Origin of the sequence: Mycobacterium sp. (assembly GCF_036273375.1) — a bacterium.
GTDB lineage: Bacteria > Actinomycetota > Actinomycetes > Mycobacteriales > Mycobacteriaceae > Mycobacterium.
In genome coordinates this window covers 1-23,261 of sequence record NZ_DASUHS010000164.1, presented here as the reverse complement: position 1 = coordinate 23,261, position 23,261 = coordinate 1, and the positions used below count along the sequence as shown (strand labels likewise).

Annotated in this window: 25 protein-coding genes; 11 read left to right on the top strand and 14 right to left on the bottom strand. The window is 66.4% G+C overall.

Features of this window, described 5'->3' with window-relative positions; all coding sequences use genetic code 11:
* Positions 1-7 precede the first annotated feature (7 nt).
* Positions 8-655, top strand: coding sequence for an Rv0804 family intramembrane glutamic endopeptidase (locus VFW69_RS15690; RefSeq protein ID WP_526502426.1), 648 nt, complete (start codon positions 8-10; stop codon positions 653-655).
* Here VFW69_RS15690 and VFW69_RS15685 read toward each other — a convergent pair.
* The gene (locus tag VFW69_RS15685) at positions 645-1,859 is read right to left on the bottom strand and encodes an MCE family protein (RefSeq protein ID WP_526502425.1); all 1,215 of its coding nucleotides are present in this window, start codon (positions 1,857-1,859) and stop codon (positions 645-647) included. The two genes, VFW69_RS15690 and VFW69_RS15685, sit on opposite strands and share 11 nt — an antisense overlap.
* A gap of 19 nt (positions 1,860-1,878) precedes the next feature.
* On the opposite strand from VFW69_RS15685, the gene VFW69_RS15680 reads away from it, so the two are divergent.
* The 3 genes from VFW69_RS15680 to purM all read left to right on the top strand — a co-directional run bounded on the left by VFW69_RS15680 (position 1,879) and on the right by purM (position 5,098).
* A complete protein-coding gene (locus VFW69_RS15680) occupies positions 1,879-2,268 on the top strand; it encodes a sterol carrier family protein (RefSeq protein ID WP_526502424.1) in 390 nt (129 codons plus the stop codon).
* Between the two features lie 137 nt (positions 2,269-2,405).
* The gene (gene purF, locus VFW69_RS15675; protein ID WP_526502423.1) at positions 2,406-3,932 is read left to right on the top strand and encodes an amidophosphoribosyltransferase; all 1,527 of its coding nucleotides are present in this window, start codon (positions 2,406-2,408) and stop codon (positions 3,930-3,932) included.
* A 71-nt stretch (positions 3,933-4,003) separates the two neighbouring features.
* Positions 4,004-5,098 (top strand): phosphoribosylformylglycinamidine cyclo-ligase, encoded by a 1,095-nt coding sequence (purM, locus tag VFW69_RS15670; RefSeq protein ID WP_526502422.1) that lies wholly within the window; start codon positions 4,004-4,006, stop codon positions 5,096-5,098.
* Positions 5,099-5,163: 65 nt separating this feature from the next.
* Here purM and VFW69_RS15665 read toward each other — a convergent pair whose 3' ends face one another.
* Positions 5,164-5,349, bottom strand: a complete 186-nt coding sequence (locus VFW69_RS15665; protein ID WP_526502421.1) for a DUF3073 family protein — start codon at positions 5,347-5,349, stop codon at positions 5,164-5,166.
* A 146-nt stretch (positions 5,350-5,495) separates the two neighbouring features.
* Positions 5,496-6,590, bottom strand: a complete 1,095-nt coding sequence (ygfZ, locus tag VFW69_RS15660; protein ID WP_526502420.1) for a CAF17-like 4Fe-4S cluster assembly/insertion protein YgfZ — start codon at positions 6,588-6,590, stop codon at positions 5,496-5,498.
* Between the two features lie 172 nt (positions 6,591-6,762).
* Between ygfZ and VFW69_RS15655 the strand changes: the two genes are divergently transcribed.
* Positions 6,763-7,632, top strand: a complete 870-nt coding sequence (locus VFW69_RS15655; RefSeq protein ID WP_526502432.1) for an aminodeoxychorismate lyase — start codon at positions 6,763-6,765, stop codon at positions 7,630-7,632.
* Between the two features lie 291 nt (positions 7,633-7,923).
* On the opposite strand, the gene VFW69_RS15650 is transcribed toward VFW69_RS15655, so the two are convergent.
* The 7 genes from VFW69_RS15650 to lmeA all read right to left on the bottom strand — a co-directional run bounded on the left by VFW69_RS15650 (position 7,924) and on the right by lmeA (position 11,875).
* Complete coding sequence (locus VFW69_RS15650; RefSeq protein ID WP_526502419.1) at positions 7,924-8,580, bottom strand: nitrobindin family protein; 657 nt, start codon at positions 8,578-8,580, stop codon at positions 7,924-7,926.
* Positions 8,581-8,778: 198 nt separating this feature from the next.
* Entirely contained in the window at positions 8,779-9,081 is a 303-nt protein-coding gene (locus VFW69_RS15645) for a DUF1416 domain-containing protein (RefSeq protein WP_007777644.1), read from the bottom strand.
* A 1-nt stretch (position 9,082) separates the two neighbouring features.
* On the bottom strand, positions 9,083-9,916 hold the full coding sequence (locus VFW69_RS15640; RefSeq protein ID WP_526502418.1) for a sulfurtransferase: 834 nt from the start codon (positions 9,914-9,916) through the stop codon (positions 9,083-9,085).
* Positions 9,917-9,952: 36 nt separating this feature from the next.
* Positions 9,953-10,423 carry a DUF4395 family protein gene (locus VFW69_RS15635; RefSeq protein ID WP_526502417.1) on the bottom strand — a complete coding sequence of 157 codons (471 nt, stop codon included), beginning with the start codon at positions 10,421-10,423 and terminating at the stop codon, positions 9,953-9,955.
* A 104-nt stretch (positions 10,424-10,527) separates the two neighbouring features.
* Positions 10,528-10,617, bottom strand: a complete 90-nt coding sequence (locus VFW69_RS15630; RefSeq protein ID WP_369332967.1) for an Ms5788A family Cys-rich leader peptide — start codon at positions 10,615-10,617, stop codon at positions 10,528-10,530.
* A gap of 29 nt (positions 10,618-10,646) precedes the next feature.
* Complete coding sequence (locus VFW69_RS15625) at positions 10,647-11,066, bottom strand: thioredoxin family protein (RefSeq protein WP_526502416.1); 420 nt, start codon at positions 11,064-11,066, stop codon at positions 10,647-10,649.
* Entirely contained in the window at positions 11,063-11,875 is an 813-nt protein-coding gene (gene lmeA, locus VFW69_RS15620; protein ID WP_526502431.1) for a mannan chain length control protein LmeA, read from the bottom strand. The genes VFW69_RS15625 and lmeA overlap by 4 nt, the downstream gene beginning before the upstream one ends.
* A gap of 177 nt (positions 11,876-12,052) precedes the next feature.
* Here lmeA and VFW69_RS15615 point away from each other — a divergent pair, with 177 nt between their 5' ends.
* From VFW69_RS15615 to pstB, 6 genes are all read left to right on the top strand, one after another.
* Positions 12,053-12,826 (top strand): winged helix-turn-helix transcriptional regulator, encoded by a 774-nt coding sequence (locus VFW69_RS15615; RefSeq protein ID WP_526502415.1) that lies wholly within the window; start codon positions 12,053-12,055, stop codon positions 12,824-12,826.
* Positions 12,823-13,770: a mycothiol synthase gene (gene mshD, locus VFW69_RS15610; protein WP_526502414.1), complete on the top strand. Its 948-nt coding sequence runs from the start codon at positions 12,823-12,825 to the stop codon at positions 13,768-13,770. The genes VFW69_RS15615 and mshD overlap by 4 nt, the downstream gene beginning before the upstream one ends.
* A 117-nt stretch (positions 13,771-13,887) precedes the next feature.
* Positions 13,888-15,060 carry a phosphate ABC transporter substrate-binding protein PstS gene (gene pstS / locus VFW69_RS15605; RefSeq protein ID WP_526502413.1) on the top strand — a complete coding sequence of 391 codons (1,173 nt, stop codon included), beginning with the start codon at positions 13,888-13,890 and terminating at the stop codon, positions 15,058-15,060.
* A gap of 51 nt (positions 15,061-15,111) precedes the next feature.
* A complete protein-coding gene (gene pstC / locus VFW69_RS15600) occupies positions 15,112-16,146 on the top strand; it encodes a phosphate ABC transporter permease subunit PstC (RefSeq protein ID WP_526502412.1) in 1,035 nt (344 codons plus the stop codon).
* On the top strand, positions 16,143-17,057 hold the full coding sequence (gene pstA, locus VFW69_RS15595; protein ID WP_526502411.1) for a phosphate ABC transporter permease PstA: 915 nt from the start codon (positions 16,143-16,145) through the stop codon (positions 17,055-17,057). Before pstC ends, pstA begins: the two co-directional genes overlap by 4 nt.
* A gap of 12 nt (positions 17,058-17,069) precedes the next feature.
* On the top strand, positions 17,070-17,846 hold the full coding sequence (pstB, locus tag VFW69_RS15590) for a phosphate ABC transporter ATP-binding protein PstB (protein WP_526502410.1): 777 nt from the start codon (positions 17,070-17,072) through the stop codon (positions 17,844-17,846).
* 4 nt (positions 17,847-17,850) lie between these two features.
* On the opposite strand, the gene phoU is transcribed toward pstB, so the two are convergent.
* The 4 genes from phoU to VFW69_RS15570 all read right to left on the bottom strand — a co-directional run bounded on the left by phoU (position 17,851) and on the right by VFW69_RS15570 (position 23,002).
* Positions 17,851-18,519, bottom strand: coding sequence for a phosphate signaling complex protein PhoU (gene phoU / locus VFW69_RS15585; protein ID WP_526502409.1), 669 nt, complete (start codon positions 18,517-18,519; stop codon positions 17,851-17,853).
* A gap of 58 nt (positions 18,520-18,577) precedes the next feature.
* Positions 18,578-20,635: an LCP family protein gene (locus VFW69_RS15580; protein WP_526502408.1), complete on the bottom strand. Its 2,058-nt coding sequence runs from the start codon at positions 20,633-20,635 to the stop codon at positions 18,578-18,580.
* Positions 20,636-20,838: 203 nt separating this feature from the next.
* Positions 20,839-21,972 carry a tRNA dihydrouridine synthase DusB gene (gene dusB, locus VFW69_RS15575; RefSeq protein ID WP_526502407.1) on the bottom strand — a complete coding sequence of 378 codons (1,134 nt, stop codon included), beginning with the start codon at positions 21,970-21,972 and terminating at the stop codon, positions 20,839-20,841.
* A 7-nt stretch (positions 21,973-21,979) separates the two neighbouring features.
* Positions 21,980-23,002: an acyl-ACP desaturase gene (locus VFW69_RS15570; RefSeq protein WP_526502406.1), complete on the bottom strand. Its 1,023-nt coding sequence runs from the start codon at positions 23,000-23,002 to the stop codon at positions 21,980-21,982.
* Positions 23,003-23,261: the final 259 nt, after the last annotated feature.

Genomic DNA, 23,261 nt, shown 5'->3' with positions numbered 1-23,261 from the left:
AATCCTGATGTCTGCCGGGTATTTTCGTCGAATTGGCGCCTTGTCTTTGGCCGCCGTGCTGGTCGGCTGGAGCTTCGTCAGCCCGCGCTTGCCGGCCTCGTGGCGGACAGTGCTGCAGGCCGGCGTGGGCGGCGCGCTGGTATTGGTGACGCGGGCCCCGCTGGGCCTGGGTCCGCCCCGCTTGCGGGCCGGGCTGCGGCTGGGGTCAGCGGCCGCGTTCACGGCGGCGAGCACGGTGGCCGCGACAACCCTGCTCCCGCCGGTGCGCCAATCGATGGCCGTCCGAGAACCGCCCGCGACGGTGCCGGACTGGCTGCTGGTGCGGATACCCGTGGGCACCGTCTGGTCCGAGGAGTCCGCCTTCCGCGGGGCGCTGGCCACCGTCGGCTCCGCGGCGTTGGGTAGACGCGGCGGAAGGTTGCTGCAAGCCACCGCCTTTGGCCTCTCGCACATCCCCGACGCGCGTGCGACCGGTGAGCCCGTGGCGGCCACCGTGCTGGTCACCGGAATCGGCGGCTGGCTGTTTGGCTGGCTGGCCGACCGTTCCGGCAGCCTCGCCGCACCCATGCTGGCGCACCTGGCCATCAACGAGGCCGGGGCCATCGCCCTGCTGGCTGCGCGGTCGCCGAACCGCCCAGGCGCCGTCAGGGATTGATGGTGTAATCACCCAGCTCGCGGCCCCACACGAAATCGACCGCGAGGGGCGAACCGAGTTCGAAGTGGTTGTACGGAGCCATGCTCGCGCCGGTGTCCATGACCAGGAACGGGGCGGGCCACAGTTCCCGGGTGATCTTCTGCCAACAGCCCGCTCGCCCGCCCGGTCCGCCGCGGGCGTTGGTTCGGGGCAGGTTTTCCGGCCAGATGTACGGATTGGGCGCACCGGCGATAGCGCCCGAGGCATGGGCGCCCAGCGAGTACCCGTTATCGCCCAGCGCGTTGTGGATCCTGGGTGCGACTTCGTCGAAATTGTGGATGGTGCAATAGATTTCGGGGCTGTACTCGTCGAGCAGCTGGCTGCTGGGAACCAGATCGGCGGCACCGCGCGCGAAGTACGGACCGGCGCGGCCGAAAACATCCGCGCCGGCGTTTCCCAATCCGGCGGCCGCCTGCAGCGCCGCATCCAGATCGCGTTGCTGGTGGTTGAGGGTGCGCGCGGCGGTCACCGCATGGTCCAGCGCATCCCACAGATCGGGGGAGGCGTGCGCGTAGGTGTCGCCGAGGGCCGTCAAACGCTGAATATCGGTGCGCAGAGCCGGCATCCGGGGGTTCACGTCGTCGAGGATGGCGTTGCCATTGATCAGCGACGTGCCGAACTTCTCGCCCAATCCGGTCAACGCCTGCGCGGCCGCACTGAGCGTCAGGTTCACCTTGACCGGATCGACCTTCTCGGCGATCGAGATGACCGTCTCGAACACCGTGTTGAACTCAGTCGTCACCGACGTCGCATCGATCACGATGGACGGCGTGATCGCCTGCGCCGCAGGAGGGTCCGGTGTGCTGAGCGCAACGTACTTGTTGCCGAACACCGTCGTCGCCTTGATGGCGGCCGCCACGTTGGCCGGAATCCGCTGGACGTACTTCGGGGTGATATCCAGCACCACTTTCGCGGCCGGTTTGCCGCCATGAATGATCTCCGAAATGCTCGACACCCGGCCGATCTGAACCCCGTTGTAGGTCACCTTGGACCCGGGGTCCATCACCAGCCCCGCCCGTGGGGCCACCATCGTCAACTGCGTGCTCGGTGTGAGGTCGCCGCGGAATTGCCAGTACAGGAGCAGCCCGATCAACCCCGTGACCACGATCGTCACCAGGCCGGCGACCTTATGCGGTGGCCGCGCCTGCAAGCGACGGGGCTCCATGGTTTTGAGACCCTAGGGTATGGCGCCGCGTGACAAGGCCGATCCGGCCAAGACCCGGCAGGCCGTGTTGGCCGTAGCGCAATGGTTGGGTGACGAATCCACTCCGGCGCCCAGCCGCGACGAATTGGCGACGGCCGTGCGCCTCACCGCCCGCACCCTTGCCGCGGCGGCACCCGGGCGAAGCGTGGAGCTGCGCATCCCGCCGTTCGTCGCAGTGCAGTGCATCGCGGGGCCCACGCACACCCGGGGCACGCCGCCCAACGTGGTCGAAACCGACCCGCGGACCTGGCTGCTGCTGGCCACCGGAAAGCTGGCGTTCGCCGAGGCGCAGCCCACCGGTGCGCTGCGCCTCTCCGGCTCGCGAGCCGGTGAGATTGGACACTGCCTGCCCCTGTTCGATTTCGGCTGAACATAACCCTGAACTGCAGGTTTAGGTATTTGTCGTGGGAATTCGTCGCTCAACACGCCCGGCGGATTCGTCGGCCCGGCCACGGTGCCCGTAGACTCCGTTACGTCACCAACCGTTCCCCGGGGAGCTGCCTAATCGTGACCGTCCAAGAACCCGAAGAGGACTTCAACGCACCCCGTGAAGAATGCGGTGTATTCGGGGTCTGGGCCCCAGGCGAGGACGTCGCCAAACTCACCTATTACGGCTTGTACGCGCTACAGCATCGCGGCCAGGAAGCCGCGGGCATCGCGGTCGCCGACGGATCCCAGGTACTGGTCTTCAAAGACCTGGGCCTGGTCAGTCAGGTGTTCGATGAGCAGACGCTGGCCGCCATGCCCGGTCACGTCGCCATCGGACACTGCCGCTACTCGACCACGGGTGACACGACGTGGGAAAACGCGCAGCCGGTGTTCCGCAACACCGCGGCCGGCACCGGGGTTGCGTTGGGGCACAACGGCAACCTGGTCAACACCGCCGAGCTCGCCGCCCGCGCCCGCGACGAGGGGCTGATCGCCAGGCGCGCCCCGGCGCCGGCGACGACGGACTCCGACATCTTGGGCGCGCTGCTGGCCCACGGCGCGGCGGACGCCACCCTGGAGCAGGCGGCGTTGGATCTGCTGCCGACCGTGCGCGGCGCGTTCTGCCTGACCTTCATGGACGAGAACACCCTCTACGCGTGCCGCGATCCGCATGGGGTGCGGCCACTTTCGCTCGGACGGCTCGACCGCGGCTGGGTGGTGGCCTCCGAAACGGCGGCCCTCGACATCGTCGGCGCGTCGTTCGTGCGCGACATCGAACCGGGTGAATTGCTGGCGATCGACGCCGACGGCGTCCGCTCCACGCGCTTCGCCAATCCCACCCCCAAGGGCTGCGTCTTCGAGTACGTCTACCTGGCACGACCGGACAGCACGATCGCCGGCCGGTCGGTCCACGCAACCCGGGTGGAGATCGGTCGCCGGCTGGCCCGTGAGCGTCCCGTTGATGCCGACCTGGTCATCGGTGTGCCGGAGTCGGGCACGCCCGCAGCTGTCGGATACGCGCAGGAGTCCGGCATTCCCTATGGCCAGGGCCTGATGAAGAACGCCTACGTCGGGCGCACCTTCATCCAGCCGTCGCAGACCATCCGCCAGCTCGGTATCCGGCTGAAGCTCAACCCACTTCGCGAGGTGATCCGGGGTAAGCGACTCATCGTCGTCGACGACTCGATCGTGCGCGGCAACACCCAACGCGCACTGCTGCGGATGCTGCGCGAGGCCGGCGCCGTCGAAGTGCACGTGCGGATCGCCTCGCCCCCGGTCAAATGGCCCTGCTTCTACGGCATCGACTTCCCGTCGCCAGCAGAACTGATCGCCAACGCGGTCGAAGACAAGAAGGAGATGCTCGAGGCGGTGCGGCATGCCATCGGCGCCGACTCGCTGGGCTACATCTCGCTGCGCGGCCTGGTCGCGGCCTCCGAGCAACCGGCATCGCGGCTGTGCACCGCCTGCTTCGACGGCCAGTATCCGATCGAACTGCCCGGGGAAACCGCGTTGGGCAAGAACGTCATCGAGCACATGCTCGCCAATGCGGCCCGCGGCGCCGGCCTCGACGATCTCGCGGCCGACGAAGTGCCGGTCGTGCACTGAGGGAACTCGGTTGCGTCCCATCGCCGACGTTTGATCCCGGCCGTCAGCGCCGCCCGGTAGCCTTTATCGCGATGACGGATCCCGGAAAGAGCCCCGGACGCCACCAAGGCGGTCAGGGCATCACCTATGCGTCGGCCGGGGTGGACATTGAAGCCGGCGATCGCGCCGTCGAATTGTTCAAGCCGCTGGCGACAAAAGCTACGCGACCCGAGGTTCTGGGCGGCCTGGGCGGATTCGCCGGCTTGTTCGCGCTACGCGGCGAGTACCGCGAGCCACTGCTCGCGGCGTCCACGGATGGCGTCGGCACCAAGCTGGCGGTAGCTCAGGCGATGGACAAGCACGACACCGTCGGGTTGGACCTAGTCGCGATGGTGGTCGACGACCTGGTGGTGTGTGGCGCCGAGCCGCTGTTCCTGCAGGACTACATCGCGGTGGGCCGCACGGTGCCGGAACGCCTGAGTGCCATCGTCAGTGGCATCGCCGAGGGGTGTGTGCGGGCCGGCTGCGCGCTGTTGGGCGGCGAGACGGCCGAACACCCGGGTCTGATGGAACCTGACCACTACGACATCTCGGCCACCGGAATCGGTGTGGTCGAGGCCGACGACGTGCTGGGCCAGGACCGGGTCAAACCCGGTGACGTCATCATCGCGATGGGTTCGTCCGGTCTGCATTCCAACGGGTATTCGCTGGCGCGCACGGTGCTACTCGAGATCGACCGGATGAACCTCGAGGGCTATGTGGAGGAATTCGGCCGCACCCTGGGTGAAGAACTGCTCGAACCCACCCGTATCTACGCCAAGGACTGCCTGGCGCTCGCGGCCGAAACCCACGTCCGCACCTTCTGCCACGTCACCGGCGGTGGGCTGGCCGGCAATCTGGAGCGCGTCATCCCGCATGGTCTGGTCGCCGAGATGGACCGCGGCACCTGGACGCCCGCGCCGGTGTTCGCCATGATCGCCCAGCGCGGCCGGGTGACCCGCGAGGAGATGGAGAAGACGTTCAACATGGGCGTCGGCATGATCGCCGTCGTGGCTCCCGAAGACACCGACCGCGCGTTGGCCATCCTGACCGCACGGCACTTGGACTGCTGGGTGCTGGGCACCGTCGGCAAGGGCGGAAAAGAGGGTCCGCGGGCCAACATGGTCGGTCAGCACCCGAGATTCTAGGACTCGGGCCCCGGTCAAACTAACGCGGCGCCGGTGCACTACGCATCGGCGCCGGGGCGTTGGTTTCAGCGACGCCAGCTGTCCTGGTCGTCCCAGGATTCGTCGGAGCCGTCGCTGTCCAGTTCGTCGGATTCGTCCGAACCCGTTCCGGACAGCTCTTGCTGAAGCCGCTGGAAGTCGGTCTGCGGAGAACTGTATTTGAGTTCTCGAGCAACCTTGGTCTGCTTTGCCTTAGCCCGGCCGCGGCCCATGGGGGAACCCCCTCGCGCAATAACGGAGCGGCCTAACGAGTAGGCGGCTCCGATCTCCTGGTGTCGTATTGTCCTACCAACAGTTTACCGTGCCCCGCCACCGGGCGTTGGCGCGCCCTGCTCGCTGTGGCGGACGTTACCGTTCATTATCCCGCACCGCCCCGCAACCGTTCAACAGCTAACCGCCCGGCGCCGATCTGTTCGGTTTCAGGCAGGGAATCGACATCGATCACCGCAGCCACCGAGGCCTCAGGTCCTGTCGCCAATCCCGTGTCGGCGGGCAGCCCGCGCTTGAGAAGCGCCAGCGCTATGGGCCCGAGATCCACGTGGTCGACGACGGTGCCGAGGCGGCCGACCGTGCGGCCGCCGGCCAGCACCGGATCACCAGTCGACGGCCGGTCCACCGACCCGTCGAGGTGCAGCAGCACCAGCATCCGGGGTGGTTTGCCCAGGTTGTGCACCCGCGCGACGGTCTCTTGCCCCCGGTAACAACCCTTGTCCAGATGGACGGCTCCGGCACCGGGACCACCGATCCATCCCACCTCGTGCGGAATCGTGCGCTCATCGGTGTCGACACCCAGGCGGGGCCGCACGGCCGCGACCCGGTGGGCTTCGTACGCCCACACACCGCTGGGCCGGATCCCGGCCTGCGCCAGGCGATTTCGCCAGTCGTCCACTGCGGCGCGCGGAACCAGCAGGTCCAGCTCGAGCTGCCCGTCCGGGACGCCCGGCATGCGCCGCACGAAGCCGTCGCCCGCGGGAATCGCGGTCAGCTCGGCGGGCAGCGCGTCCACCCTGAGCGCGTCGAGAACCGCCCGGTCGGCCAGCTCCGGGCCGAGCAACGACAGCACGGCAAGATCGACTTTGGCCGGGGTGACCTCGGACCAGAACACCATCTTGCGCAGGTATCCCAGCAACGGCTCCGCCCGCCACGGTTCGGTGTCGAGGTAGGTTGTGCCGCCCAGCTCGGTCTGGACCCAGTGATCCTCGACGCGGCCCTGGCCGTCGAGGCTGAGGTTCTGTGTGCTCGCGCCGTCGGGGAGGTCGCTGACGAATTGCGTCGAAATGCTGTGCAACCAGGTCTGCCGGTCGTTTCCGGTCAGGGCGAGCACTCCGCGGTGTGAGCGATCGACAAATATCGCGTCGGTGTCGGCCGCACGCTGCTCGCCCAACGGATCGCCGTAGTGCCACACGGCACCGGCGTCGGGTCCGGTCTCGGGTGCGGGGACGGGGCGGGTCACGAGTCAACTCTACGGACCGCCGGGCGCTCCCAACGAGTGTCAAGCTCGCGTCACACTGGCCCACCGAGCGTGCGGCCAGCTTCACGTTCGCGGGGCCCGGCCACACCCGCGCGAGCGCTCGCCGCGTCGACGCCATTGGATAGGCTTCTCGACCATGGGCGGTCGGACGGGTGTGATTGTCACGCTGGACGGCGAAATGCATTCGCCGGACGCGCCCCTGCTGTACGCCGACGACCTGGCAGCGGTCCGCGGGGACGGTGTCTTCGAGACGCTGTTGGTCCGCGACGGCAGGGCCTGTCTGATCGAGCCGCATCTGCAGCGGCTGACCCAGTCTGCCGCATTGACCGACCTGCCCCAGCCCGATCTGCCGCGATGGCGAAGCGCGATCGAGGTAGCCACTCGACACTGGTGCGCGGGGAACGCCGACGAGGGCGCGATGCGGTTGATCTACAGCCGCGGTCGCGAGGGCGGTTCGGCGCCGACGGCCTACGTCATGGTCAACGCCGTTCCCGAACGCGTGACGGCGGTCCGGCGTGGCGGGCTGGCGGCGATCACGCTCGACCGCGGGCTGCCCGCCACCGGAGTTGACGAGATGCCGTGGCTGCTGGCCGGCGCCAAGACCCTGTCCTACGCGATCAACATGGCGGCCCTGCGCCATGCCGCCCGTGAGGACGCCGGTGACGTGATCTTCGTCAGCACGGATGGCTACATCCTGGAAGGCCCGCGCTCGACTGTGGTGATCGCCGCCGCCCCTGAGACGCCGGACGGCAACCCGTGCCTGCTGACGCCGCCGCCGTGGTATCCGATCCTGCGCGGCACCACCCAGCAGGCCCTGTTCCAGGTGGCCAGGGACAAGGGCTATGACTGCGACTACCGGGCGCTGCGGATCGCGGATCTGGATGCCGCCCAAGGCGTTTGGCTGATCTCCAGCATGACCTTGGCTGCGCGCGTGCATACCCTTGATGGTCGCCCGCTGCAGCCCTCATCGATGGCGGCGGACTTCGCCGAACTGATCGACGCCGCCATCGTCAGCGATCGCTGAGCGCTGAATTCTGTTGTCGGCTGGCCGATTCGCCGGTACGGTCGGTCGTACACAAGAAGGGAGGTGGTCCGCGAAATTGATAGCTTCATGGACATGTGAGGTGGCTGCGCGCTAGCAGCAGTGGCTCGGAAGAGCTGGCGTCACAACCGCGCTAGCGAATTCCCCGCAGCCACCCGGCCCCCGAGCTTCCGGTTTTGTCCAACCAGGAATACGGCTCGGGGGCCGCTCCATGTCTGGAGCCGACTGCCGATGCTCGGACGGCGAACGGTCCACGCAGAAGCCGGCGCGTCGCTAACCGACGAACCGGGACAGCCGTGCCGAGAGATGCGGCACCAGACCACCGTCGGCGTCCACCCGCTCCTCGACGTAGGCCAGGTCGCCGCCGTCGACAATGCCGTACAGGCGTTTGGCGCCGCCGACCAGCACGCCCGACCTGCTGCGGGCCAGCGCGTCGGTGACCAGCTCCCAGGACGACTGGGTCAGGGGGCGGCCGTAGAACAGCTCGACGTAGCCCGCCGAATGGGCCAACAGCAGTTCGATCGCGTGGGATTCGTCGGGGTCGTCGGGATCGGAGACAAAGCGCCAGAAACCGGTCTCGCGCAAGCCGCGCTCTTGATAGTCACCCGTCTCGCTGAGCCGCCAGGACCGGGCTTCCCAGTTCAGGTAGGCGCCGCCGTCGTGCGAAACCACGATCTGCTGGCCGAACCGGTAGTCGCCGTCGTTTCCACGGCCTTCGCCTTCGCCCCGCCACACGCCGACCAGCGGCAGCAGCGCCAGCAAGGCATCGCTCAGGTTCGCGCCTTCGCGCAAGTTCGCGGTGTCGGCGGGCAGGGGCAGGTCATCGTAGGACGGGATGTTGCGGCCGGCGGTCAGCTTCGCGCGCTCAGCGGCGGCGGCCACCGCCCGGTCGCCGGATCCGGCGGAACTCAACGGTTTGTCGGAGGTCATGTGCGCCACTCCTCCCCATCGCTGCGCTCTGGATCGTCGCCGGCGTGGGTCACGACTCGTCGGTGATGAGCCGATAGAGGGTGTACAGGGCGAACCATGAAATCACCACGACCGCCACAACCAGCATGATCTCGAAGAACAGCACCACGGGGACAAGTCTATTCGTCCGCGGCGTCCCCGTCGGGGGCGGCTGGCGGGTCAGGCGATCTTGACGTCGACCTCGTGGATGCCCGCGCCGGACGGCGCCACCACGGCGTCGCCGTTGCCGGCCTTCGACAGGGCACGCAGGGTCCAGGATCCCGGTGCGGCGAAGAACCGGAAGTCACCAGTAGCCGACGCCACCACCTCGGCGGTGAACTCGTCGGAGGAGTCCAGCAAGCGGACGAACGCGCCACCCACTGCCTGGCCCTCGCCGTCCACGACGCGACCGGTGATCACCGTTTCCTTCTCCAGGTCGACGCTGGCGGGCAACGTCAGTCCTTGTTTCGGTGCAGAGCACATATCAGCTTCCCAACTCGATCGGGGCACCCACCAGGGAGCCGTATTCCGTCCAACTGCCGTCGTAGTTCTTCACATTCCGATGCCCGAGTAATTCATAAAGAACGAACCAGGTGTGCGACGACCGCTCGCCGATGCGGCAGTAGGCGATCGTTTCCTTGTTACCGTCCAGGCCTGCGCCGCCGTAGAGCTTGGCCAGCTCTTCGTCGGACTTGAAAGTGCCGTCCTCGTTCGCGGCCTTGCTCCACGGCACGTTGATGGCGCCGGGGATGTGACCGGGCCGCTGGCTTTGCTCCTGCGGCAGGTGCGCGGGCGCCAGGATCTTGCCGGAGTACTCATCGGGGGAGCGCACGTCCACCAGGTTCTTGACGTTGATGGCCGCGATGACGTCGTCACGGAATGCCCGGATGCTGTTGTCCGGCGCGGCAGCGGTGTACGAGGTCGCCGGCCTGCTCACGGTGTCGCCGGACAGCGCGCGCCCGTCGAGCTCCCACTTCTTGCGGCCGCCGTCGAGCAGCTTGACTTGGGAGTGGCCGTACAGCTTGAAGTACCAGTAGGCGTACGCGGCGAACCAGTTGTTGTTCCCGCCGTAGAGGATCACGGTGTCGTCATTGGAGATGCCCCGCTCGCTGAGCAGTTTGGAGAACTGCTGGGCGTCGACGAAGTCGCGTTTGATCGGGTCCTGCAAATCGGAACGCCAGTCCAGCTTGATGGCGCCGGGGAGGTGGCCGGCGTCGTAAGCGCTGGTGTCTTCGTCGACTTCGACGAAGACGACGCCTGAGGCGTCGAGATTGCTCTCAGCCCAGTCGGTGGAGACCAGGACGTCGGAGCGTGCCATGGAGTGGATCCTTTCAATCGCTTTTGTTACAGCAGGTCAGGTGGGACGCGCGGTGCGTCGGAAACGGGCCACCAGCGGGTAGAGCTGGCAGCCCAGGCAGATGCCGAAGGCCGCGTTGAGAAACGCGGCCGCCAGGGCGGCCGCGGTGGCGATGACGCCGAACAGGACGGCGCCGGTTGCGAATCCGGCCGTTCCCAGCACCGCGAAGATCAGGCCGACGAGTTGGGCGAACTTCAGCGGTGCGGCCGGTTCGCGATCTTGTACCGGGCCCAGCCGCGGCGCGACGACTATGGCGAAGATCCGGCCGTACGGATGCTTGCGCGGCCCGCCGACCGCGCCGACCGCGAAGATGACGGCCTGGACGGCCAGGATCACCGCGGCGACCAGCGGACTCGCCGCCGAAACGACCAGCGCCAGCACTAAGACTGCGGTGGTAACCCAGGCGGCGAAGCGCGGTCCGCGCACGTCGACCAGGTCGGGCTGCGTGGTGGTGGTGCTGCTTGGCAAGGAACTACTCCTCGATACCTCTGTTGCTGACGGAAACGACGAATGGAGACGTGCCACGGTCTGGAACCCGGGCCGCTCCGAGTGCTACGCGGAAGCGCGGCTACTCAGCAGCAACAGCAACAACAACAGCCCGCGGTGCGGCACAGCTCAACTGCGCGACGCTGGGTGAGCATGGGCTCGAGGCGGGCTGACACGTCGGTCAGCTTACCTAATGACACCGTGGTCAAGCCAACAGCGGTTTCAGCGCGGACCGCAGGTCGGCGGCGTTGGGCACGCCGGACGTGCGGTATCGCTGCCGTCCGTCGACGTCGAAGATCAACGTGGTGGGCAGGGACAGAACCGAATATCGGCGTGCGGTCTCCGGATCGGCGTCCAGGTCGACCTCGACGTGAGCTACATCGCTCAGGTCGTCGCAGACCTGCTCGACGACCCGGCGGACCCGATCGCAAGGCCCGCACCACGGGGCGCTGAAATGCACCACCGTCGGTCCGCTGCGGGAAAGCCCCAGGGCCGCGATGTCGGCGTCGATGTCCTGATCCGGCTTGGAATCGATTTCCCGGATTCGTCCGGAGCGCCGGGTCAACAACCACCCGGCAAGGGTTGCCACCGCAAGCACCGCGACGGTCACGACGATGACGGTCATGATTGCTTAAACCCCTTGAGGGTCACGGTTACTCCATGGGTGATGCCTTCGATGATGACGTCCGATCCCCGGGCTCCCTCGGCCGTCGGCGCGACACCGAAGGGCAGTCGCTGATTGGGCAGCCTTCCGCTGAAGGCATGCAGCACCGCGTCCTGTTTGTCCGCCGGCACCGTCTGGTTGGCGGTGTCCGATCCGGTGAGCACGCCAGTCGGGGTGAACACCAACGTCGCTGGGTCATCTGGGGCGATGGAGAGGTCGACCGAGACGCTGACTCTTCGATCGAAGCCCGCCGATCTGGGTGTCCCGGTGAACACCAGCCCGTGGCTATCCGAGATACCCGAAGCAGTGACACCACCGGTGGAGGTGTTGGTTTCCTTCGGCGGTGCCTCGACCATCAGGTCGCTGATCCCCATGAACCGGCCCAGGTGGGTCGAGTCGACGATGATCCGGCTTTCCAGCTCGCCCACCGCGAGCTTCGCGTCGGGGCTGATCAGCCACGACGCTTGAGCGAGGTCCACCGAGTACATCGTGGCTTCCAGAGTGGCCCTCCCGGTCATCGCGTGGTCGACGGCGTTGGCCTTGATCTCCACCTGGCTGTAGTTGCCGCGCATCGCCTGCGGGAGGAAGGGAAACGCCACGATCGCCACGAACGGGTCGGTGCCCAGCTCAGTCGCTTTACGGACGCTGGACGACAGCCGGTATTCGGCATAAATGCTGGTCGCGTAGTCCAAGCCGATGGCGCCGAGGGCGACCACCGCAACCAGGATGGCCGTCGCGGTCACAGCAATCAGCACTTTGCGCACCCGCATATTGTGGCGTAACACTTCCGGGCAGGTCGCGGCCGGATCTCTGGTGGCGGGGCTCACACTGGCTCGTCTGCCACGCGAAAAAACCAGGTGACACGTTATCGTTAGATGACCTGGTAACTAACGTTTAATGGCGTTGTGAATTTGGGAGAAGCCGTTCCCCCGAGCTGGAGGGGCTAGTTGGAGCTACTACTGCTGACCTCGGAGCTTCATCCCGACCCGGTCTTACCGTCGTTGTCCCTGCTTCCGCATACCGTCCGGACGGCGCCGCCTGAACCCTCTTCGCTGCTCGAGGCCGGGACCGCGGATGCGGTGATCGTCGACGCACGTACCGACTTGTCGTCGGCACGCGGACTATGCCGCCTGTTGAGCACCGCGGGCCGGGCGGGCCCCGTGCTGGCCGTGGTGAGCGAGGGCGGGCTGGTGGCCGTCAGCTCGGACTGGGGTCTGGACGAGATCCTGCTGCCCACCACCGGACCCGCTGAGGTCGACGCGCGGCTGCGGTTGGTGATCGGCCGCCGCGGCGGACTCGCGGATCAGGAGAGTGCCGGCAAGGTGAGCCTGGGCGAGTTGGTGATCGATGAGGGCACCTACACCGCGCGGCTGCGGGGCCGCCCGCTGGACCTCACCTACAAAGAATTCGAGTTACTCAAATATCTGGCCCAGCATGCCGGGCGGGTATTCACGCGCGCGCAGCTGCTGCACGAGGTGTGGGGATACGACTTCTTTGGCGGCACCCGCACCGTCGACGTGCACGTGCGCCGGCTGCGGGCCAAACTCGGTCCCGAGCACGAGGCGCTGATCGGCACCGTACGCAACGTGGGTTACAAGGCCGTCCGCCCCGCGCGCGGCCGCACGCCGGTTGCCGAGCCCGATGACGCCGACGGCGTCGGATCCGAATCCGAATCGCAGGACGTCCAGGATCCGTTGGTCGATCCGTTGCACACGCAGTGACGTCGCCTGACTGGCGCCGGACGCTGACCGACGAAGAACAGCAGGGCGTACGCGAACTAATCAGTGCGGCAACCGAATCCGACGGAGTTGCGCCGGTTGGCGAGCAGGTGCTGCGCGAGCTCGGGCACGACCGCACCGAGCATCTGCTGATCACGAATCCCGCGCCGGGGGTCACGACGGCAGGCGACGCGATCGTCGGTTACCTCAACCTGAGCCCGCCACGCGACGGCGAGAGCGGGATGGCCGAACTCGTCGTGCATCCGCAAGCGCGTCGGCGTGGTATCGGGTCCACACTGGCACGGGCCGCGTTAGCCAAAACCGGTGCAGACAACCGATTTTGGGCGCATGGCACGCTTGGGTCGGCCCGCGCGACCGCGGCCGCTCTGGGCCTGGCCCCCGTGCGGGAGCTGATGCAGATGCGACGTTCGCTGCGCGATCTGCCCGACGCCGTGCCGCCGGCGCCCGGGATAAAGATCCGCACCTACGCGGGCCCCGCCGACGACGCGGAGTTGCTGCGGGTCAACAACACCGCGTTTGCCTACCATCCCGAACAGGGCGGCTGGACGGACGCCGAGCTTGCTGAGCGCCGCAACGAACCGTGGTTCGACCCGGCGGGCTTGTTCCTTGCTTTTGGCGAGTCCGGCAGTGATCAGGCCGGCGCCTTGCTGGGGTTCCACTGGACGAAGGTGCACCTGGATCGGCCCGGCCTGGGCGAGGTGTATGTGGTGGGCGTCGATCCCTCGGCACAGGGCCGCGGCCTCGGGCAGGCGCTGACCGCCGTTGGTATCGATTGGTTGGGGCATCGCCTGGCCGACGCCCCCGAACCGACCGTGATGCTGTACGTGGAGTCGGACAACGCCGCCGCGGTGCGCACCTACCAGCGCTTGGGGTTCACCACCTACAGCGTCGACACCGCATACGCGGTCGTTCCCGCGGCCAACTGACCGCGGGTACGAGCGGCATCAACCCAGATCGTTAATCTGGTCGTGGCCACCGAGACGTTGCTGCGCGCGCCGCGTCGGCGCATATTTTCGCCGGCACTTGGCAACCTCACATGAGAGATGGCCAGCGGCGACCACCTGCGTCCGGAACGTGTCAGGAAAGCGAGATCGGTGAGGTTCGAAAGACAGAGCAGGACGCTGGCCGCCGTGGCGTTGGCGACGGTGCTCGTTGCCGGAGCACTGACCGCCTGCGGTAGCGATGAGAACCGCCGCGGGACCGCAGGGCCGAGCTCCGGCGTCACCGGAACGGCCGGGTGCGGTGGCAAGGACAAGCTGACGGCGGAGGGCTCGACCGCTCAAGAGAACGCGATCACGGTGTTCAACCAGGTGTGGGGCCAGTATTGCCCGGGAAAGAGTCTGGCCTATAACCCGACCGGATCCGGCGCCGGCCGTGAGCAGTTCATCGCCGGACATGTCGATTTCGCGGGCGCGGACTCCCCCTTGGTCGCCGACCAGATCGGGCCCGCCGCCAAACGCTGCGACGGAAACCCGGCGTGGGACCTGCCGCTGGTCTTCGGCCCCATCGGGATCGTCTACAACCTGCCCGGAAACCCGGACCTGGTGATCAACAGTGACGCGCTCGCCAAGGTTTTCACCGGCAGGATCACCACCTGGAACGATCCGATCCTGGCGGCGCTGAATCCGGGCACGCCGCTGCCCGACACCAAGATCACGCCGATCTACCGGACCGACTCGTCGGGAACCACCGACAACGTTCAGAAATATCTCACCGCGGCCGCGCCGCAGAGCTGGTCCAAAGGAGTCGGTACGGAGTTTCAGGGAGGTGTCGGCGAGGGCGCCGCGAAGTCGGCCGGCATCATCCAGGCGGTGCGGGCCACCCCGGGCGCCATCGGATACGTCGAGAAGGGCTTCGCCGACCAGGTCCGCATGCCGTACGCCAAAATCGCCACCCGCGGTGGCGTGATTCCGCTGACCAACGACACGGCCGGGAACGCCGTCAAAGCGGCCAAATTCCTGGCCGAGGGCGATGACCTGGTGCTCGACCTCAATGCCATGTACAGCTCCGAGGAACCGGGCGTCTACCCGTTGCTGCTGGTCACCTACGAGATCGTGTGCTCAAAGGGTTACGACGCCCAGACCTCCGCGGCCATCAAATCGTTCCTCACCGTATCGGCCAGTAGCGCGCAGGGCGAACTTACGACGGCCGGCTACGTGCCGCTGCCCGATAAGGTCAGGGAACGATTGGTCACGGCCATCAATGCGATGCAGTAACCAAATGTATCGGGTCTCAAGGAGCGACAGCAGAACTGTGACGGGATCACAGTGACAACGCCGAATCCCATCGACGCGGGTTCGGGTGCGGTCGTCGCCGCGCCGTTCCCGGGGAAGCAGGCCACACCCATCAGCCCCTGGGGAGAGGGGCGGCCCCATGTGGCGGATCGGATTTTCCGCTTGCTCGCGCAGTCCTCGGGCGTGGTCATCATCGTGGTCATCGCCGCGATCGCGGCGTTCCTGCTCGGACGCGCGATACCGGCGCTGCACCGGAATCGGGAGAACTTCTTCGGCTACGGCGGTGTATGGATCACCACGGACCCCTCGGCGATGCACTTCGGTATCGCCAGCCTGGTGCCGGTCACCGTGTTCGTGTCGCTGTTCGCGCTGGTCATGGCCATGCCGGTCGCGCTGGGTGTGGCCATCTTCATCACCCAGTACGCGCCGCGGCGGGTCGCCACACCGCTGGCCTACTCGGTCGATCTGCTGGCCGCGGTGCCCTCGATCATCTACGGAGCGTGGGGTCTGTACGTGTTGGCGCCGCAGCTGCGGCCTGTCGCCACCTGGCTCAATCGCGCGCTGGGCTGGTGTTTTCTGTTCGCCAACGGCAATGCGTCGGCCGCCGGCGGGGGAACCATCTTCACCGGCGGAGTCGTCCTGGCCGTGATGATCCTGCCGATCATTACCGCGGTCACGCGCGAAGTGTTCATGCAGACACCGCAGGACCAGATCGAGGCCATGCTGGCCCTCGGTGCCACCCGCTGGGAAGTGGTCAAGACGGTCACGCTGCCGTTCGGGCGATCGGGCTACGTCAGCGGCTCGATGCTGGGGCTGGGCCGCGCCCTGGGCGAGACGGTGGCGCTGCTGATCATTCTGCGGGGCACCCAGTCAGCGTTCGGGTGGTCGCTGTTCGACGGCGGCTCCACCTTCGCGACCAAGATCGCCGGCGCCGCGGCCGAATTCGATGACCGATACAAAGCCGGCGCGTATATCGCCGCGGGGCTGACGCTCTTCGTGCTCACCTTCCTGGTTGACGCCCTGGCGCGGGGCGCCGTCGCCGGGGCGGGGCGAAAGGGGGCCCGATGACCTCGATGTTGGATCGCCCGCTCAAGCCGCGGACATTCTCACCGGTCAGCTGGCGCCGCCGTGTCACGAATTACCTTGCGACCTCGCTGGTTTCACTGTCGCTGTTGATCGCGGTGACCCCGTTGGTGATGGTGCTGTGGTCGGTGGTCGTCAAGGGCTTCAAGGCGGTTGCGTCAACCGTATGGTGGTCGCACTCGCAAGCGGGGATGACGGCATTCGTGACCGGGGGCGGCGCCTACCACGCGCTGGTCGGCACCGTGCTGCAGGGATTGGTATGCGCCCTCATCTCCGTTCCGCTCGGCCTGATGGTCGCCATTTATCTGGTCGAGTACGGCGGCGGCACCGCGCTGGGCAGACTGGCCTCGTTCATGGTGGACATCCTGAACGGTGTGCCGTCGATCGTTGCAGCGCTGTTCATCTATGCGTTGTGCGTGGCCACGCTCGGTCTTCCCCGGTCGCAGTTCGCGGTATCGCTGGCGCTGGTCTTGCTGATGCTTCCGGTGATCGTGCGTGCCACCGAGGAGATGCTGCGGATCGTCCCGGTGGATCTGCGCGAGGCCAGTTACGCGCTGGGCATCACCAAGTGGAAAACCATTGCCCGGGTGGTCATCCCCACCGGGCTGTCCGGCATCGTCACCGGGATACTGCTGGCGATGGCCAGAGTGATGGGCGAGACGGCGCCGCTGCTGATCCTCGTCGGTTACGCACAATCGATGAACTTCGATATCTTCAGCGGGTTCATGGGCACGTTGCCCGGCATGATGTTCAACCAGACGACTGCCGGCGCGAGCCTCAATCCCATCCCCACAGATCGGTTGTGGGGTGCCGCACTAACCCTCATCCTGGTGATCGCCACTATCAACGTCACGGCCCGAGTGATAGCCAGATCCCTTGGCGCCAAGAACTCATAGGCAGGAGCACAAGTGGCCAAACGGTTGGACCTCAAGGGCGTCAACATCTACTACGGCACGTTTCACGCGGTCGGGGATGTGACGCTGTCGGTTCTGCCTCGCAGCGTGACGGCGTTCATCGGCCCGTCGGGCTGCGGCAAGACGACGGTCCTGCGCACGCTCAACCGGATGCATGAGGTGGTGCCCGGCGGACGCGTCGAGGGCAGCGTGCTCCTCGACGACGAAGACATCTATGGCGCCGGCGTCGACCCGGTCGGTGTACGCCGGGCCATCGGAATGGTGTTCCAGCGACCGAATCCGTTCCCCGCCATGTCGATTCGCGACAACGTGGTGGCCGGCTTGAAGCTGCAGGGGGTCCGCAACCGCAAGGTGCTCGATGAGACGGCCGAGTACTCGCTGCGCGGGGCAAACCTCTGGGATGAGGTCAAGAACCGATTGGACCGGCCTGGCGGCGGCTTGTCCGGCGGGCAGCAGCAGCGCCTGTGCATCGCCCGGGCCATCGCCGTGCAACCCGATGTGCTGCTGATGGATGAGCCGTGTTCCGCGCTGGATCCGATCTCGACGATGGCCATCGAAGAGCTGATCAGCGAACTGAAGCAGGACTACACCATCGTCATCGTCACCCACAACATGCAGCAGGCCGCCCGGGTCAGCGACTACACGGCGTTTTTCAACCTCGAAGCCGTCGGAAAACCGGGGCGGCTGATCGAAGTCGACGACACCGAGAAGATCTTTTCCAACCCGAACCAGAAGGCGACGGAGGACTACATCTCCGGCCGCTTCGGCTAGTTGCTTACTGCGAGGCGGGTTTCGCTTCTTCCTCCGGAAGTCTGCCGGTCGCCTGGAAGATGACTCGCCGGGCCACCTCGACGGCGTGATCGGCGAAACGCTCGTAGAACCGCCCGAGCAACGTCACATCGACGGCCGCCGCGACGCCGTGCTTCCACTCACGGTCCATCAGCACCGAGAACAGATGCCGGTGCAGATCGTCCATGGCGTCATCTTCTTCGCGAATCCGGGCAGCCTTCTCCGGGTCGCGAGACAACACCACCTCTTGGGCGCTATTGCCCAATTCGACTGCGATGCTGCCCATTTCGGCGAAATAACCGTTGACCTCTTCGGGCAAGGCGTGCTGGGGATGCCGTCGACGGGCGATCTTGGCGACGTGCAGTGCCAACGCACCCATCCGGTCGATGTCCGCCACCATCTGGATCGCACTCACAATGGCCCGTAGATCACCGGCCACCGGCGCTTGTAATGCCAGTAGTACGAAGGCGCTTTCTTCGGCACGCGCGCTGAGCACGGCGATGGCTTCATGATCGGAGATGACTTGTTCGGCTAGCACCAAGTCGGCTTGGAGCAGAGCCTGGGTGGCCCGCTCCATGGCGATTCCTGCCAAGCCGCACATCTCGCCGAGGCGCTCGGATAACTCCGCGAGCTGCTCGTGGTAGGCGGTCCGCATGTCATCAAGGGTACGGTCTCGCTGCCCGAAACGGGCCGCGGAACGCCGTCAAAAGCGGTTACTCGCAGGTGGTGTCCGCCGCGTTGGTGACGGTCAGGTCCTCGGGCAGCTTGGCCGGCGCATTGCTCGAACCGCGTTCGATTTGCAGGCTCATCGACGATCCGCTGGGCGAAGGAGTGGCGACCGACTGGAAGTCGGGGCCCAAAACCACCTGAACGACCTGCCCGTAACCGGAAACGCGCTGGACTTTCGCGTCGGCGAACGAGGACGCGACGGTGGCGGCGGCCTCTTCGTTGCCCGGCGAGAACAGCACGGTCGTCGCACTGACCGAACTCGGATAATCGTCGGGGGACATCACGTTGAAGCCATCGTGCTTGAGCTGGGTGGTCGCGGTGGCCGCCAGACCGCTTTGCGTGGTCGCGTTGGAAACCCGCACCGTCACACCGCTGGGCGAGGTCGTGGTGATCTGCTCGTGTTGCGCCTCGGGCGCCGGTGCCGGCGACTTCTTGGTGGTGGGCGCCTTCGAGGGTCCCTTCGTCGGAGAAGTGCTCAAATTCCGCGCGTTCTGGTCGTTTTCCTCGGGCAGCGGATCGTCATTGATGACGGAGTCGAACAGCGCCCGCATGTCGGCCATCCGAGGCGGCTCGTCGCCGTTCTGGTCGGTCACACCGGTCGGCACGGTGACGAACGTGACGTGCCCGGCCGCCATGCCCTGCAACGACTGACCGAGTTGGACGAGATCCTTGGATTGCACGTTGTCGACGACCGTGTCGCTGATGAACATGTTGACGACGGTGTTGAGCTTGTTGAGGTCCAACAGCGTGTCTTCGGAGATCAACGACCGCAGCAGTGACGACAAGAACAGCTGCTGGCGCTTGATCCGGCCGTAATCGCCGTTGACCTCGGTGGTGACCTGGCGTGCCCGCACGTAATTCAGAGCGGTGGAGCCGTCGAGGACCTGGCGCCCACCGTGTTCGAGGACGGTGCCCAACTCGTAGTCGTGCAGCGGAGTGCTCGAGCAGACCTCGACCCCGCCGAGGGCGTCGACCATTTTCGCGAAGCCGGAGAAGTCGACAGCGATGAAGCGGTTGATGCTCAAGCCGGACAGCTTCTGGATTTCCTTCACCAGACACTTCGGCCCGCCGAAGGCGAACGCCGAGTTCAGTTTGGTCTCGGTGTAGATGGTCTTCGGGCCGTAGGTCTTGGTCTTCGGGTCGTAGACGGGCCCGTATTTGCCGGTCTCGGAGTTCCACGCTTCGCATTGCATCGGGGTGATCGCCAGGTCGCGGGGAAACGACACCGCCACCACGCGCTTACGGTTGGCCGGAATGTTGACCAGCATGACCGTGTCGGAGCGCTCCCCGTCGGCGTCGTCGGTGGTTCCGGCGCCCATGTTGGCGTTGTCGCCCAGGCGCGAGTCAAGACCGACGATCAAGAAGTCCTCGTCGCCGTACTGTCCACCCGGGTCGCGGATGTCGCTGGAATCCCGATCGAGCGCGCTGATCGTATTCAGCCGGGCGTTTTTCGACGTGCTCCATTGCCATGCCCCGCCGGTCATGGCCAGGGCCAGCACGGCAGCCAGGGCTGCCGTCGACCGCGCCGCCACCAGCAGGGGGCGTCGCCGGCGTTTGGGTTCTTCGGTGCTGGCGTGTTCAGCCAGATCTTCCGGGTCGTCGTTCGGATAATCGGCGGCCTCGAGGGCCCGAAGCTCGGCGACGGCGTCCAGGGAGTAGGCGAGGTCGTCGATCACCTGCGTTTTCTGCAGCTCGATCGGCAGGCCCGGCTCGGCGCCGGTCGGCTCGACCTCCGGGCCCTCCGAAGCGGCACGATGATGGACAGGCCGGCTGGGGGCACCGATCTTGGCGATCAGATCGGCGACGCTGACGCCACCGCCGGTGTGGGATCCGCCGCGTTCGGTGTCGTCCTCGCGCGGCTCGAAAGGCTCGACCGTGGCCTCGGGCTGCCAGCGGTGAAGGTTGTCATCGGCCGGGGGTCCAAAGAATCGCTCCCAGGGAGCCGCGCCCAACGGCGCCGGGTTCGCCGCGATTGGATAGGCATGCGCCCCACCCGGGCCGTGCCGACCATTACGAGTGGCGTCGTTCTCGGCGTCACTCATGTCGTACCGGCCTCCGAAGCTCTGATGCAGACGTCAGCGTGTCCGTGCGTAATGCGCAGTGCAGCGCCGAGCGCTGCGGCTGGTGCCAACCACCTCTTGTCACTCTGGTGTAGCGGCGCGGAATCGATCCGCCACCCAGGCGCATGCAACAAAGCCCACATCGTACTGAGTTATCGGTCCAGACGCGATTTCGACCGGTCGGCTCAGCCCCCGGAGTGCATGACGTCGGCGCCGGCTGGCACCGTGCAGTCGTCCGGGTCGGTCAGCCAACCTTCCGGCAGCACCACCCGGGCCGGTGAACCCTGCCGGCCGCGAGGGCCCGTCGCCTCGTCCGGGAACGGCACGGTGCCGTCCAGCCGGTCGAGCAGAGAGTCCAGCTCGTCGAGCGTCTTGACCATCGCCAGCGCCCGGCGCAGCTCGGAGCCGGCCGGAAAGCCGTGCAGGTACCAGCCGATGTGCTTGCGGATGTCGCGCATGCCCTTGTCCTCGCCGAAGTGCGCGGCCAGCAGCTGGCCGTGCCGTCGGACGATGTCGGCGACCTCGCCCAATGTGGGCGGCGTGGGCGGCGGGCTGCCGGTGAAGGCGGCCGACAGCTCGGCGAAGATCCAGGGCCGGCCCAGGCAGCCGCGGCCGATGACAACGCCGTCGCATCCGCTGGTGGCCATCATGGTCAGCGCGTCACTGGCGTCATAGATGTCGCCGTTGCCGAGCACCGGGATGGTCTGCACATGCTGTTTGAGGCGGGCGATCTCTTCCCAGTCGGCGGTGCCGGAATAGCGCTGCGCCGCGGTGCGGGCGTGCAGTGCGACGGCCGCCGCCCCTTCGGCTTCGGCGATGCGGCCGGCATCGAGGTGCGTGTGGTGCTCGTCGTCGATGCCGATGCGGAACTTGACGGTCACCGGAATCTGGGTGCCCTCGGTGCCGCGCACCGCCGCGGCGACGATCTGACCGAACAGTCGCCGTTTGTACGGCAGCGCCGATCCGCCGCCGCGCTTGGTCACCTTGGGCACCGGGCAGCCGAAGTTCATGTCGATGTGATCGGCCAATCCTTCGTCGGCGATCATCTTGGCGGCCTCGTAGGTGGTCGCGGGGTCGACGGTGTAGAGCTGCAGCGAACGTGGCGACTCGTCCGGGGAGAACGTGGTCATGTGCATGGTGGCCGGATGACGCTCGACGAGCGCACGTGCCGTGACCATCTCGCAGACATAGAGCCCGCTCACGGTGCCGACCTTGGCTTGCTCCAGTTCACGGCACAGCGTCCGGAATGCGACGTTGGTCACGCCCGCCATCGGTGCCAGGACCACCGGGCTGGCGAGCGCGATGGAACCGATGCGCACCGCTTGCTTACCGCCGGCTCATAAACAGCTTGCCCGCGGTCTGATGCAGCTCGAACGCGGTGGTCCTCTTGCCGGTACGGGCTTCCCGTTCGAGCTGGCGATGCTTGGACACCTCGAACTTCTCGCAGGCCTCCTCGAGTTCCTTGATCAGCACACCCAAGTCGTCGCGCATCGCCGCGGCCTCGCCGGTGAAGTCCTCACGTTCGAAGATGCGCCACTTCTTCAGCACCGGCATCACCACGTCGTCGAGGTGGATGCGCGGGTCGTACACACCGCCGACGGCGATGAGCACGGCCTTGCGGCGGAACTCGGGCACCTGATAGCCCGGCATCTGGAAGTTGCGCAGCACCTTGTGCAGCGACCTCATCGCCTGGTTCGGCGAAGCTTCGAAACCGGCGTCGCTGACGTCGCGGTAGAAGATCATGTGCAGGTTTTCGTCGGCCGAGATCTTGGCCAGCAACTGGTCGGCGATCGTCTCATTGCAGGCCTTACCGGTGTTGCGGTGCGAAATCCGCGTGGCCAGCTCCTGGAACGTCACGTAGATGACCGAGTCGAACAGGCTCTCGGCGAACAGATCGGCTCGAATCTGCTGGTTCTGGCCCGGGCTGAAGCCCCGGTTCACCACCTCGATGCGAAGCTTCTCCAGCTCGACAGGGTCGACCGCGCGGGTCACCACCAGGTAGTCGCGCAGCGCGATGCCATGCCGGTTCTCCTCGGCGGTCCACCGGTTGACCCACTGTCCCCACGCGCCGTCCATGCCGAAGTTCATCGCGATCTCGCGGTGATACGACGGCAGGTTGTCCTCGGTCATCAGGTTCTGCACCATCGCCACCTGGGCGAGGTCCGATAGCTGTGACTGACCTGGCTCCCAGTCCTGCCCGCCCAGCGCATAGAAATTCTTGCCGTCCGACCACGGTATGTAGTCGTGCGGGTTCCAGTTCTTGTGCATGCTCTCGTGCCGATTCAGGTACTTCTCGACGAACGGCTCGAGTTCGTGCAGCAGCTGTAAGTCGGTCAGCCCGGCTGACATACGGCCTCCAGTTATCTGTGTCGATGGGTAGCAGTCAATATATCTGTGTACCCCAGTAGCATCAAGTTCCTCGTCCTGCGTGCCCGGTGACGATTTGATGTCGGTTGCGAGCCGGCACGGGATTAAGGCCTGGTTATGCGGCTTGCCGATGTGGCGCAAATGAAAGCGCGTTACTGCGACTTGCCGAGCTCGCCGGCGGGGACGTACGGCGCGGTCGTGATGTACAGCATGTTGATGCAGTAATCGATGAATTGTTTGC